Source organism: Pseudarthrobacter kochi (genome assembly GCF_055412805.1).
Window position 1 is genome coordinate 60,528 of record NZ_JBVAYV010000008.1, and the last position, 11,998, is coordinate 72,525.

At 69.6% G+C, this 11,998-nt stretch carries 13 protein-coding genes; 6 read left to right on the forward strand and 7 right to left on the reverse strand.

Translation table 11 applies throughout. The features are described 5' to 3' along the window. Positions 1-25: 25 nt before the first annotated feature. The 3 genes from ACZY0Y_RS06430 to hemE form a co-directional block, all read right to left on the reverse strand. Complete coding sequence (locus tag ACZY0Y_RS06430) at positions 26-598, reverse strand: hypothetical protein (protein ID WP_463957139.1); 573 nt, start codon at positions 596-598, stop codon at positions 26-28. 304 nt (positions 599-902) lie between these two features. Next, positions 903-2,381 carry a protoporphyrinogen oxidase gene (gene hemG, locus ACZY0Y_RS06435; RefSeq protein WP_463957140.1) on the reverse strand — a complete coding sequence of 493 codons (1,479 nt, stop codon included), beginning with the start codon at positions 2,379-2,381 and terminating at the stop codon, positions 903-905. 4 nt (positions 2,382-2,385) lie between these two features. Continuing rightward, positions 2,386-3,483 carry a uroporphyrinogen decarboxylase gene (hemE, locus tag ACZY0Y_RS06440; protein ID WP_463881765.1) on the reverse strand — a complete coding sequence of 366 codons (1,098 nt, stop codon included), beginning with the start codon at positions 3,481-3,483 and terminating at the stop codon, positions 2,386-2,388. A 158-nt stretch (positions 3,484-3,641) separates the two neighbouring features. Here hemE and ACZY0Y_RS06445 point away from each other — a divergent pair, with 158 nt between their 5' ends. The 3 genes from ACZY0Y_RS06445 (at position 3,642) to ACZY0Y_RS06455 (ending at position 7,014) form a co-directional block, all read left to right on the forward strand. Next, positions 3,642-4,976 (forward strand): glutamyl-tRNA reductase, encoded by a 1,335-nt coding sequence (locus tag ACZY0Y_RS06445; protein WP_463957141.1) that lies wholly within the window; start codon positions 3,642-3,644, stop codon positions 4,974-4,976. A gap of 133 nt (positions 4,977-5,109) precedes the next feature. Further along, on the forward strand, positions 5,110-5,403 hold the full coding sequence (locus tag ACZY0Y_RS06450) for an ASCH domain-containing protein (RefSeq protein ID WP_463881770.1): 294 nt from the start codon (positions 5,110-5,112) through the stop codon (positions 5,401-5,403). A 9-nt stretch (positions 5,404-5,412) separates the two neighbouring features. After that, complete coding sequence (locus tag ACZY0Y_RS06455) at positions 5,413-7,014, forward strand: HNH endonuclease signature motif containing protein (protein ID WP_463957142.1); 1,602 nt, start codon at positions 5,413-5,415, stop codon at positions 7,012-7,014. On the opposite strand, the gene ACZY0Y_RS06460 is transcribed toward ACZY0Y_RS06455, so the two are convergent. Beyond that, positions 7,011-8,021, reverse strand: a complete 1,011-nt coding sequence (locus ACZY0Y_RS06460) for an SDR family NAD(P)-dependent oxidoreductase (RefSeq protein ID WP_463957143.1) — start codon at positions 8,019-8,021, stop codon at positions 7,011-7,013. The two genes, ACZY0Y_RS06455 and ACZY0Y_RS06460, sit on opposite strands and share 4 nt — an antisense overlap. A 42-nt stretch (positions 8,022-8,063) precedes the next feature. Further along, entirely contained in the window at positions 8,064-9,284 is a 1,221-nt protein-coding gene (gene moeB / locus ACZY0Y_RS06465) for a molybdopterin-synthase adenylyltransferase MoeB (protein WP_463957144.1), read from the reverse strand. Between the two features lie 84 nt (positions 9,285-9,368). On the opposite strand from moeB, the gene ACZY0Y_RS06470 reads away from it, so the two are divergent. The 3 genes from ACZY0Y_RS06470 to ACZY0Y_RS06480 all read left to right on the forward strand — a co-directional run bounded on the left by ACZY0Y_RS06470 (position 9,369) and on the right by ACZY0Y_RS06480 (position 10,684). Continuing rightward, on the forward strand, positions 9,369-10,034 hold the full coding sequence (locus tag ACZY0Y_RS06470; RefSeq protein ID WP_024367742.1) for a TetR/AcrR family transcriptional regulator: 666 nt from the start codon (positions 9,369-9,371) through the stop codon (positions 10,032-10,034). Between the two features lie 53 nt (positions 10,035-10,087). After that, the gene (locus tag ACZY0Y_RS06475) at positions 10,088-10,312 is read left to right on the forward strand and encodes a DUF3107 domain-containing protein (protein WP_024367741.1); all 225 of its coding nucleotides are present in this window, start codon (positions 10,088-10,090) and stop codon (positions 10,310-10,312) included. Positions 10,313-10,381: 69 nt separating this feature from the next. Then, on the forward strand, positions 10,382-10,684 hold the full coding sequence (locus ACZY0Y_RS06480) for a hypothetical protein (RefSeq protein WP_463957145.1): 303 nt from the start codon (positions 10,382-10,384) through the stop codon (positions 10,682-10,684). A 130-nt stretch (positions 10,685-10,814) separates the two neighbouring features. Here the strand turns inward: ACZY0Y_RS06480 and ACZY0Y_RS06485 are convergent, their stop codons facing one another. Together ACZY0Y_RS06485 and ACZY0Y_RS06490 are read right to left on the reverse strand one after the other, a co-directional pair. Then, positions 10,815-11,144, reverse strand: coding sequence for a 4a-hydroxytetrahydrobiopterin dehydratase (locus tag ACZY0Y_RS06485; protein WP_463957146.1), 330 nt, complete (start codon positions 11,142-11,144; stop codon positions 10,815-10,817). A gap of 15 nt (positions 11,145-11,159) precedes the next feature. Then, positions 11,160-11,993 (reverse strand): thiazole synthase, encoded by an 834-nt coding sequence (locus ACZY0Y_RS06490; protein ID WP_463957147.1) that lies wholly within the window; start codon positions 11,991-11,993, stop codon positions 11,160-11,162. Positions 11,994-11,998: the final 5 nt, after the last annotated feature.

Here is an 11,998-nt window from a genome sequence, read left to right on the forward strand (position 1 = left end):
GCCGTGTACGGCAGGACCGCGGGTACTATCCGACGCGGCGCATGCGCAGGACCACGACGCCGGCGGCAACTGACAGTACGACGAGGCCGATGCCCAGGCCGAGCAGCGGCGACGGTCCGAGGGGCTCCCGCACCGACGTCGCTTCCATCGAGGTGCTCCCGGAACGGGGCTTGGCCGACGCCGTTGCGGGGCCACCGGTTGCTGTCGGGGACGCCGTGGCCGGGTTAGACGGTGCCGCGGACGCCGTGGTCGCTGCCTCGGCAGTCGCAGCCGGGGCTTCGCCGGGCTGGGTGTCGCCGGTCTGCGTTGCGCCGGCCGGGGCCGGCTCGGCAGCCGGCTGGCCGGGAACCGCGGGCGCTGCCGGCGGGGTCGTTCCCGGAGCGGTGGGCGCCGGAACCGCGGTGACCGGAGGTACCACGGGCTGGGGGGTGCCGGGCTGCGTGGGAGATTGCTTCGGGGAGCTGCTCGGCTCCGGATCGTCCGGCTCCCAAGTGGAGGTGGGCTGCGGGGAGGGACTTGACGGCGAAGGACTCGGCGTGGCCTGCTTTGCGGGTGCGAGCAGGCCGTCAAACAGGCCGCCGAGGTCAAGGGACAGCAAGTCTGTCGCTGTGGGAACTGCGGCAGAAACTGAACCAGAGGCGGCGGCGCCCGTGGCTGCTTGTGAGGCGGGCGCCCCTGCTGATAGAGCCAGTACCACTCCGAGCGCTACAGCTGCCGTGCCGCGACGAAGTCCCCCATGGTGACCGGCCTGCGTTTTTTGGACGTGGGACCTGTGCGTAACCATGGTCATCGACACTAGCCGCCGGAGGACGCCCGGGAAAATTTGCTGTTCCCCTCGTTTCCGGGTATCCGGGTATCCGGGAGCGATTTTGGCGCCCGGACGACAGGGGCTCCGGCGCAGCTCAGGCGAGCAGCTGCCGGACCTGTTTCGGCGTGTCGGCCACGATCGCCGCGAGGCCGTTGCCGGACAGCCAGCCGCCGACCACGGCCAGTGTGCCGTCCGCCGCGCAGATGCTGCGCACTTCCGCGACCCGGCGTTTATGCCCCAGCGAAGCGAAGGGCAGTGCCCCGCCCCAGCGCACGACGTCCCAAGCCACCACATCCCCGGCGGTGATCGGGACGGAAAGCAGCGCGGTGGCGTCCTTGAGGGCAGCCTCGAACAGCTCCGCATCGGAGCGGGGCTCGGGCCGGTTCCTGGCTCCGTGCCGGGCGTCGCCCCGCCCGTAGGACAAGCGGACAACGTGGGTGCCGGGGCCGGCTTTGTCTGCAAGCCACTCCCATTTGGCGGTGGCGTGGGTGAGTGCCTTGGCCTGGATTCCCGGGCTTTGCGGCGCGACCAGGACGCCGGTGCCGCGCGGTGCGGCGTCGAGCTGGGGCAGGTCCACCACGAGGGTGACCAGGCTGACGTCGGGTCCTGCCTCGGGGCGGAGGGCGGTGAGTTCCGGCAGGGCGCCGGCGAGGAGTCCGACGGCGGCAGGGCCTTCCACGGCGACCACCAGCAACCCGCCGTCGTGGGCGGTGCCGCCGGAGGAGACCCGCCAGCCGCCGGCTGTGCGCTCCACGGTGTCGGCCTTGGTGCCGCCGAGCAGCGTCACGCCTTCGCGGCGCAGCTCGGCCAGCAGGGCGGTAATGAGGGTGTGCATCCCGCCGCGCAGTCCCGCGACGGCGGACCCGGCCTTCTGCAGCCCGGGCGGCGGGGCGCCGGGCGACAGCGCCGCGGTGGCCCCTCCCCCGCGGCGTTGAGCGGCCACGGCGGCGGCGAGGGAGCCGTGCTCCCGGATCCCGGCGCGCAGGCCCGGTGCCACCATGTCGATGTCGAGGACGTCCGGGTCTGCGGAGTGCACCCCGCCGACGACGGGTGCCACCAGCCGTTCGAGCACGCGCCGCCCCATTCGCGCACGGACCAGGGCTGAGACGCTCGTGGCGTCGGCCGTGGTCCCGAGGGCGGCAGGCAGGAGCTTGTCGAGCGAGGCCCGGAGCGAGCCGGGGAGGCCGAGGGAGCGGCGGACTTCCGGGTCCCAGGGGTTGGCTGGGATGCCAAGGACTCCGGTGCGGGGAAGTTCACGCGGGCCGTCGGGCAACTGGACCCAGGCGCCTCCCGGCTCCGGTGCAACGATCTGCCCGGTGAGGTCCAGTTCGGCGGCGAGGTCCGCCACCGCGGAAGAACGGGTGGCGAAGGACTCGGCGCCGCTGTCCAGGGTCAGGCCGGCCACCACATGGCTGCCGACGCAGCCGCCCCACGCGCTGGAGGCCTCCAGGACAGTGGTGCGGACGCCGGCCCGGGCCAGCTCGCGGGCGGCGAGCAGGCCGGAAATTCCGCCGCCCACCACCACGGCGGTCTGCGCTGCGGGCTTCACAGCGCTGCTGCCGGCTGCCTGCATGTGCCTACTCCGGGGAAATCGAGTGGATCAGTTCGACAACGCGCGTCAGCACGGCCGGATCGGTGTCCGGCGGCACGCCGTGGCCCAGGTTCAGCACGTGGCCGGGGGCCGAGGCACCGGCCGCGATGACTTCACGGACGTGGGCTTCGAGCACTTCCCACGGAGCGGACAGCAGCGCCGGGTCGATGTTGCCCTGCAGCGGGACCGTGCCGCCCAGCCTGCGGTTGGCTTCGTCGAGCGGCAGGCGGTAGTCGACACCGACGACGTCGACACCGACGTCGCGCATGGCGACGAGCAGTTCAGAGGTGCCGGTGCCGAAGTGGATCAGCGGAGCACCGAGGTCCCGGACGTGGTCCAGGGCGCGCGCGGAGGCCGGGGCGACGAAGCGTTTGTAGTCCGCCAGGCCGAGTGAGCCGGCCCAGGAGTCGAAGAGCTGGCCGGCGGAGGCGCCGGCTTCCAGCTGGGCGCGGAGGAACATGCCGGAGGCATCCGCGGCCCATTTAGCCAGGGCGGTCCAGGTCTCCGGGTCGGCGTGCATCATGGTGCGCGGGCCGAGGTGGTCGCGGGACGGCTTCCCTTCAACCATGTAGGCCGCGAGCGTGAACGGCGCACCGGCAAAGCCGATCAGCGGGGTCTTCCCCAGCTGGGCGACGGTGAGCCGGACGGCTTCGCGGATGGGCTCAAGGGCCTCCCAGGTCAGCTGGGGCAGGGCGGCAACATCGGCCGCGGTCCGGACCGGCTTGTCCAGCACGGGACCGACGCCGGGGACAATGTCCACGCCGACTCCCGCCAGCTTGAGCGGGATGACGATGTCGGAGAAGAAGATGGCGGCGTCGACATCGTGGCGGCGGACCGGCTGCAGGGTGATCTCGGAGGCCAGCTCGGGGCGCAGGCAGGAATCCAGCATTGCAACCCCCTCGCGCACCTTGAGGTACTCGGGCAGCGAGCGGCCGGCCTGGCGCATGAACCAGACCGGACGGCGGGAGGGCTTGCCGCCGCGGTAGGCGGTAATCAGCGGGGAATCCGCGGTGCGGCCGTCCATCAGCGGGTGCCCGGCGTCGAGGCCGGAGATTTCAGGAGTTGCCGCAGCGCGAGGAGTCATGCCTTCGATTGTGCCGAAAATCAGCCCCAAAAGATAACGACAGACTGTCACGTGCCCGGGCGGCGGCCGCACGGTGGCGGGAATCACAGCCCGGCGTGTGCGGTCACACGCCGGTTAGTTGTTCTACACGGGGACGAAAAAGCTATGATTGAACTGCTGTGGTTCTTTTTTCTCTGGTGGCGACCCACGCCGACATCGACCTCGAGACCGTTGCTCAACTGAGCACCGGTGCTTCAGAGCTCGCCACATCCGCCCTCGCCGGGTCGCCGGCCGTGGCGGGTGCCATTGTCCTTGCCACCTGCAACCGCTTCGAAATTTACGGTGAGGCGCCCCGCCCGGACGATGTCGATAACGCCCGCGCGGCACTCATCGCCCAGCTCAGCGGCTCCACCGGACTCAATGAACAGCTCGTTGCGCGTTCCTTCAGCACCCGCACCGGCGCGGACGTCACGCAGCATCTCTTCTCGGTCAGCTCCGGACTGGACTCCGCCGTCGTGGGCGAACGCGAAATCGCCGGACAGGTGCGCCGGGCGCTCATCACCGCCCAGCACGAAGGCACGGCCAGTTCCGGCCTCGTCCGGCTGTTCCAGGCGGCGTCGAAGACCGCCAAGGACGTCGGAGCCCAGACCGCCCTCGGCGCCCGCGGCCTCTCCGTGGTCTCCGTCGCCCTGGACCTCGCCACCGAGCTCTCCGAGGTCCACGACTGGTCCGCCAAGAAGGTCGTGGTGTTCGGCACCGGCGCCTATGCAGGCGCCACCATGTCGCTGCTGCGTGAGCGCGGCTGCACGGATGTATCCGTCTACTCCTCGTCCGGCCGCGCCGCCGGCTTTGTCGCCACCCGCGGCGGAACCGCACTGGACGGCGACAGCCTCCCGGCGGCCGTCGCCGCCGCCGACGTCATGATCGGCTGCAGCGGCGCTGACACCCGCGTCGAGGCCGCGGAACTGGCCAGGGTCCGGGCGGCCTCGCCCCAGCCCCTGATCGCCATCGATCTGGCCCTCACCCACGATTTCGATCCCGCCGTTGGAGGACTCGACGGCGTCGAGCTGCTCACGCTGGAATCCGTCCGGCTGGCGGCTCCGCAGGAACAGGCCGAATCGCTGGCCCAGGCCAGCAGCATTGTGGCCGGTGCGGCCAGCGCCTTCGAGCAGGAACGCGAGGCCCGCTCGGTGGACTCGGCCATCGTCGCGTTGCGCCGGCACACCATGAACGTGCTGGACGCGGAAATGGAAAAGGTCCGCGCCCGCCACGGCTGCACCGCCGCGGCCGAGGAAGTCGAATTCGCGCTCCGCCGGATGGTCAAGCAGCTGCTCCACGTCCCCACGGTCCGGGCGCGTGAGCTCGCCGCCAACGGCCAGCAGGAAAACTACGTCGCCGCCCTCGAGGCACTGTACGGCATCACGGTCGAACAACCCGCGGCTCCGGCCGGAGCCGAATGCCCGGTTGGACACCAGGAACGTCCGGCACCGGACGGCGTGCGGGAAATCGCTTAAGCCGCGCATTCCGCCGGACGGAAGCATCCTGAAGGGCCCGGCGGCCGGGAACTGACCCAGGCATCTCCGGGACGAAATTGCTGGTCTACTGGTCGAAGAGTGCGGGTTTCCGGGCACCCTGCGAGGCGCACTCGTGGGCGCGATCCTCGACGGACGGACGACGACCACGACCTCTCTGGTCGTCCCATACAAGCTGGACGACGATCCCTTGCCCGTCGTCGGTGAACGCGGTGTGGTCGTTGATTCGCCAGGGTGGCCCGTCTGCATCACAGAAGTTGCCGAGGTTCGCGTTGTGCCCCTCGGCAAGGAATGCTGCGGCACCTTATGCCCGGGCGTTCTTCGATTCTCGCCGGTGTCGCCAGCCGTCATGCAGGGGGTGTCCCGCGGCGCTGCCGGGTTCGTGAAAAGTGTCGGAGGTGCGCGCTAGTTTGGGTGTATGGAAAGCACGGACTGGAGTGCCGATGGCAGGGCGGCTGTGGCGGCTGTCGCGGTGTTGACTGCGGCGCTGGATTCCGTCGCCGGTGCCGGCGCTGACGGCGGGGGTCCGTCCGGTGCCATTGTCGGCCGGGAGGCTGGTCCGTTGGGGAACGATCCGTTGCGGGATTTGGCGGATGATTGCCTGGACGGCCTTGCCGAGGTCGCCCGGCTGGAGGCCAGGACTGCGGCGTTGAAAGTCAGGCTGGCCGCTACCTATCTGCAGGCCACCGATGCCATGGCGGCCCCGGCGGCGTCGCTGCGGGACTCTGCCTGCCAGGAGATGGCGGTGACGGCGGAGGTCGCCTGTGTCCTGACCGTGAGCGAGGGGACCGCGGGTGCCTTCCTGTCCGAGTGCCTGGCGCTGACGCGGGGTTTGCCGCTGACCCTGGCGGCGCTGGCGGCCGGGAGAATTTCGTGGGCGCATGCCCGGATCATCGTCGACGAAACCGGCGGCCTGGACCCGGCCGGCGCGGCCGACCTGGAGGCGCACTTCCTGGACCCTGACGCCCCGGACCCGGCCCGCGGGTGCCCGGCCGGGGAGCTCGTTCCGTCCCGGTTCCGGGCCAAGGCCCGCACCTGGCGCGAACGCCACCACCGGGAGAGCATCGAAACACGCCACACCAAAAGCGCTGCGGACCGGCGGGTCGAGTACCGCCCGGACTCCGACGGGATGGCCTGGTTTTCCGCGTACCTCCCGGCCGATACCGCCGCGGGGATCTGGGACCGGAGCACCGCGGCCGCCCGCGCCCTCCAGGGCCCGGCCGAGGCCCGCACCCTGACCCAGCTCCGCGCCGATGTCGCCGCGACCTGGCTGCTGACCAGCGGCACTGAGGGAGAAGGCGCGGGTGGGGGTGTGCCGTCGCCGCGGGCGCAGGTCCTGGTCACCGTCCCGGTCCTGTCCCTGCTCGGCGCCGGGGAGGAACCGGCGGTCCTGGACGGGTACGGGCCGATCCCGCCCTCGATGGCCCGCCGGCTCGTCGCCGAAGGCGCCGGCTCGTTCTACCGGGTCCTGGTTGACCCTCGGGACGGGGCGCCGCTGGAAATCGGCCGGTCCAGCTACCGGGTGCCGAAGGCAGTGCGGCAGTGGCTGCGGCTCCGCGACGGGAAGTGCCCGTTCCCGGGCTGCAACAACCAGTCCCTGGACAACGACGCCGACCACCTCCTGGCCTGGGCTGACGGAGGCACCACCGGGATCTCCAACCTCGGCCAGCCCTGCCGCAAACACCACGGCCTGAAACACTCCTCGGCCTGGACACCGGCCGGGGCCAGCAAAGACGCCCCGCCCGGCTGGACGTCACCATCCGGACGGCACTACCCCAGCGAACAACAGGACTGGGAACCACCCCACTGGCCGGACCGCCTCCAGGCCATGGTGACACTCCTTGCCGAAGGCGTACCCGAGGATCCCGGCCCTGATCCCGACTCCGAACTGCCCCCGGACCCCTTCCCGGACTGGCACCTCTTCACGGCAGGACACCCATGGCCCGCCACAGACCTGAACGACTCGAGGCATGCCGCTCAACTCGGTCATCCAGCCACGTCATTAGTGCACGGGCGCTAGCCGGCGAAGGCGTTGATTCCCGTCAGCTCAGCGGACAGCGTCCACAGCCTGGCGGCATCAGCGCGGTCCACCGCGTGGGCGTCAACGCCCCGGATCCGCGCCTCCGGCGAGCCCACTACGGTGGGCTCAGCGACGTCGCAGTCCTCGCAGTAGACGCCGCCCATTCCCGTGAGCGCCGGAGACGCCGCCGCCCACACGGAACTCGCCGCACCCTGGGCGGGGGTCTTGAACCGCGCGTCGACGTTGCCGGCCTCATCCATCCAGCCGGCGGCGATCATTTCTTGCCTGGGCAGGTGGCGCTGGAGTTCCGTCATAATCCCGCCCGGATGCACCGCGAAGGCGCGCACCCCGGAGTCCCTGCCGAGCGCATCAAGCTGCACGGCGAACAACGAGTTGGCCGTCTTGGCCTGCCCGTACGCCCGCCATTTGTCATAGCCGGTCTCGAAGTTGATGTCCTCGAAGCGGATCGGCGAGAGCTTGTGCCCGGTGGAGGACAGCGACACGACCCGGGCCCCGGAACCGGCAGCCAGCGCGGGCCAGAGCAGGTTGGTGAGGGCAAAGTGACCCAGGTGGTTGGTGGCGAACTGCGACTCCCAGCCGGGACCCACACGGCGTTCGGGGCTGGCCATGATCGCGGCGTTGTTGATGAGGATGTCCAGGTTGCCGCTCCCGCCAAGGAAATCGGAAGCCAGGAAGCCGGCCGCAAACTCCTTCACACTGGACTGGTCGCCCAGGTCAAGCGCGGCGACGCTGACTTCTCCGGCGCCTGTCCCGGAGGGGACGCCGGCCTGCGCCAGTACTTCGCGGGCATGTTCCGGCCGCCGGGCCGGCACCACCACGGCGGCGCCGGCTGATGCCAGGGCCCGGACGGTTTCCAGGCCCAGGCCGGAGTAGCCGCCGGTGACGATGGCGGTCTTCCCGTGCAGGTCGATCCCGGCAATGACCTCCGCCGCCGTCGAGTCCCGCCCGAAACCGGAGCCGATTTTGTGCTGCGGGGTGACGCTCATGTCACTGGCCTTTCCAGACGGGTTCATTTCACGCTACGACGGTCAGTAAACCGGTTTTCCGGACTCTACGTCGCGCACCCAGGCCAGGATTCCGCCGTCAAGGTGGCTGACGCGCTCATAGCCGGCGGCCCGGGCAGCGGCGAGAACGGCCGCGGACCGGGTCCCGGCCTTGCAGTGGAACACGATGTCCATGTCCCGCGGCAGCTCCTGCCAGGCCTCGCCGGCCAGGATCCGGCCCTGCGGGATCAGCACCGCCCCGTCGATCCGGACGATCTCGTATTCCCCTGCCTCCCGCACATCCACCAGCTGGAAATCCTTGAGCCCGGCCGTCCGGGAGGCCAGCATGGTCGCCAGCTGCGTGGCGGTCACGGTATGTTCGGTGCCCGCGTCGGCGGCGGGGGTGATGCCGCAAAAAGCCTCGTAGTCGGTCAGTTCCGTGATCCGCTCCGCCTCGGGATCACGGGAGACCTTGATTTCGCGCCAAGACCCGCCCAGTGCGTCGAAGAGCGCCACCCGGCCCAACAGGGAACGCCCGACGCCGGTGATCAGCTTGACGGCCTCCGTCACCATGAGCGAACCGACGGCGGCGCAGAGCATGCCGAACACGCCGCCCTCGCCGCAGGACGGCACGGAACCCGCGGGCGGCGCCTCGGGATACAGGTCCCGGTACGTGGGGCCGAACTGCTCCCAGAAGACGCTGACCTGCCCGTCGAAGCGGAAGATCGAACCCCAGATGTAGGGCTTGCCGAGGATCGCCGCGGCGTCATTGACGAGGTAGCGGGTGGCGAAGTTGTCGGCGCCGTCGAGGATGAGGTCGTAGCCGGCAAAGAGTTCCAGGGCGTTGGAGGCGTCAAGCCGGACATTGTGCAGCCGGACCTCCACGAGCGGATTCAGGGCGGCAATGGCGTCCCGGGCGGACTCGATCTTGGGCCGGCCCACATCCGCCACGCCGTGGATCACCTGGCGCTGAAGGTTGCTCAGGTCCACGGTGTCGTCGTCGACGATTCCCAGGGTGCCGACGCCCGCGGCGGCCAGGTAAAGCAGCGCTGGCGAGCCCAGGCCGCCGGCGCCGATCACGAGGACCCTGGCGTTCTTCAGGCGGCGCTGACCGATCGCCCCGATTTCCGGAATGATCAGGTGCCGGGAGTAGCGTTCCACCTCGTCCGGGCTCAGGCCGTCGGCCGGTTCCACCAGCGGGCCTGGCGTTACGGATACCTTTTCCGTGCCTGCGGACGCTGCATTGGGAGTGAACTTGGAAGCCATACTTCAATCTATGCCCGAAGATGCCGCCAGGTCATATTACCGGCACGTAAAGTGGACGTAACAGCAAGCGAAAGAAGGCCGACAGTGGTTCATCAGGCACCGGTTGAGCGGGGTCATGCCGGAAAGTCACCGGACGTCCCGGCACGAAGCGGACAACGATCGGCGCGGCTTCCCCGCGATGAACGCCGGGCGCAGCTGCTGGCGGCCGCCCAGGAAGTCTTCGTTGCCAACGGCTACCACGGTGCCGCGATGGACGAAATCGCCGAGACCGCGCACGTCAGCAAGCCCGTGCTGTACCAGCACTTCCCGTCCAAACGCGAGCTGTACCTGGCCCTGCTGGACAGCCAGCTGAGCAAACTGATCGGGCTGCTGCTGGGGGCCCTCAACTCAACGACGGACAACGATGAGCGAGTCCAGGCTGTCATGCGGGCCTACTTCCGCTTCATCGCCAGCGACGACCAGGCCCACCGCCTCGTCTTCGAGTCCGACCTCGTCAATGACGCCGACGTCAGCGCCCGGCTGGAAGCGTTCAACAAGACCTTCGCCGATGCCGTCGCCCGTGTCATCGCAGAGGACACCAAGCTGCCCGAGCTGGAGTCCCAGTTGCTGGGCCGCGGTCTCGCCGGAATGGCGCAGGTCAGCGCCCGGTACTGGCTCGAAACCGACGGTAATCTTGACCTCGATGTGGCGAGCGATCTGATCTACCGTTTAGCTTGGCGCGGAATCTCCCGCTTCCCCAAGGAAACCTAGACTACAAATAGAGATAACACCCAAAGAACTTTGATTGGCTGGGAGGCCTTGCAGTGGAAGTAAAGATCGGCATTCAGAACATCGGCCGCGAAATTGTCCTGGAATCGTCCCAGGAGGCCGACGCCGTGGCCAAGGTGGTCGGCGAGGCCATCGCGAAGGGCACGGAACTGCGGCTAACGGACGAAAAAGGCCGCCAGATCATCATTCCCGCCAACGTCCTGGGCTATGTCGAAATCGGGGCCGAGGAAGTACGCCGCGTCGGTTTCGGCGCGCTCTAACCACCGTCCGCAGCTGTCCCTGGCGGCAGCGCTGCTGACCAGTCCCCCAGATCCGCAAGGAGTCCGAACATGCTTTCCCTGATTGTTGTTGCCCTGGCAACCGCGGCCGCGGGCTTTGTGGTGTGGGCCAATGACAAGCGGCACGCCAAATATGGCATCGCGGTGCCGGCAGGGGTGTCGCTCACGGTCGGGATGTTGAGCTGGATCATCTTCATCACCGCAGGGCTGGGCTACCAGCCCGGACTGACCTGGGTTCCGTGGGTGCTGCCCATCGTCCTCGGCGCGACCGCCGCCGTCGCGGCCGTCCTCTACCTGGGCAGGAACCGCACCAGCCGCGACACTGCACGGCTGACCGCCATCCTGCGCTACTGACAGCTTCGCCCCGGCGGGCGCTGCATCCGTGACCACCACCCAGCCGGGTGCGTGGTCACGGTTCGTTAACACCCCGGTCATTTAGGCCCCCGCCGCCGCCGCTTCCTCCGGCACGTGACCGGACTCGGACCTACTGGGGCGGAGGTTCCGCGGTGGCGCCGATCCCGGCGGCTGCCGCACTGGCGGCTGAAGCGGCCGCGACGTCCCGCCGCGTGACCCTGTCCCCGGCGTCGTGCGAGCTGTACCGCAGGAAGACCCTCCGGTAGCGCCAGTCCAGGTCCGGGTGGTGGTTCTGCTGTTCCGCCAGGCGTCCGACGGCGGCGATCAGTTCCAGCGCCGCGGCGGCTGTCGGGGCTTTGTAGACCGTGACGAGGCCACCGGACCGGCATCTCCAGCCGGGCAGTTCCGCCAGGGCCTCGTCAATTTGGGCCTCGGTGAGGACATCATCTGCGGCTGCCATGGCAGGCTCCTTTGCCTAAAGGAATTCGGCCCGGCCCTCCATGGCCGAGGACGCCAGCGCGTGCTCCCGGCGCGGGATCCTGCCGGCCCTTTTTGCCAGCCTACCGGCGATCACCGCGTGCCTGAAGGCCTCCCCCATCAGCACCGGGTTCTGGGCCCGGGTCACGGCCGTGGCCAGCAGCACGGCGTCGCAGCCAAGTTCCATGGCGAGGGCAGCGTCCGAGGCCGTGCCGATCCCGGCGTCCAGGACCACGGGCACGGAAGCCCGCGAGACGATCAGTTCGATGTTGTGCGGATTCAGGATGCCCAGGCCGGTGCCGATCGGCGCGCCCAGGGGCATGACAGCAGCGGCGCCGAGGTTTTCCAGCCGCAGCGCCAGCACCGGGTCGTCGTTGGTGTACGCGAACACCTTGAACCCGCGGCCCACCAGCTGTTCGGTGGCGTCGACCAGTTCCACAGCGTCCGGCAGCAGGGTGCGCTCGTCCGCGATGACCTCGAGCTTGACCCAGTCCGTTTCGAGGGCTTCGCGGGCCAGTTCGGCCGTCAGCACGGCGTCCCTGGCGGTGAAACAGCCCGCCGTGTTGGGCAGCACCCGGATGTTGTGCTCCAGCAGCAGCTGAAACAGCGACCCGGACTCCGCCGGCGAATAGCGCCGCATCGCGACGGTGGTCAGTTCGGTGCCCGAGGCCAGCAGCGCAGCCCCCAGTCCGTCCAGGCTCGGGGCCCCGCCCGTGCCCATGATGAGCCGTGACCCCAGCTGCACGCCGTCCACCGTGAACGGATCCGCGGCGGCCGCTGACGCTCCGGGCACTGAGGCTCCGGGCGCCGCTGCCAGTGTGGTGTCCTCCATGCTGC

Coding starts and splice junctions, on each gene's coding strand:
- hemG (WP_463957140.1), bottom strand. CDS start 2,381: ATGCAGGCAGCCGGCAGCAGCGCTGTGAAGCCCGCAGCGCAGACCGCC.
- hemE (WP_463881765.1), bottom strand. CDS start 3,483: ATGACTCCTCGCGCTGCGGCAACTCCTGAAATCTCCGGCCTCGACGCC.
- ACZY0Y_RS06455 (WP_463957142.1), top strand. CDS start 5,413: ATGGAAAGCACGGACTGGAGTGCCGATGGCAGGGCGGCTGTGGCGGCT.
- ACZY0Y_RS06460 (WP_463957143.1), bottom strand. CDS start 8,021: ATGAGCGTCACCCCGCAGCACAAAATCGGCTCCGGTTTCGGGCGGGAC.
- moeB (WP_463957144.1), bottom strand. CDS start 9,284: ATGGCTTCCAAGTTCACTCCCAATGCAGCGTCCGCAGGCACGGAAAAG.
- ACZY0Y_RS06480 (WP_463957145.1), top strand. CDS start 10,382: ATGCTTTCCCTGATTGTTGTTGCCCTGGCAACCGCGGCCGCGGGCTTT.
- ACZY0Y_RS06485 (WP_463957146.1), bottom strand. CDS start 11,144: ATGGCAGCCGCAGATGATGTCCTCACCGAGGCCCAAATTGACGAGGCC.
- ACZY0Y_RS06490 (WP_463957147.1), bottom strand. CDS start 11,993: ATGGAGGACACCACACTGGCAGCGGCGCCCGGAGCCTCAGTGCCCGGA.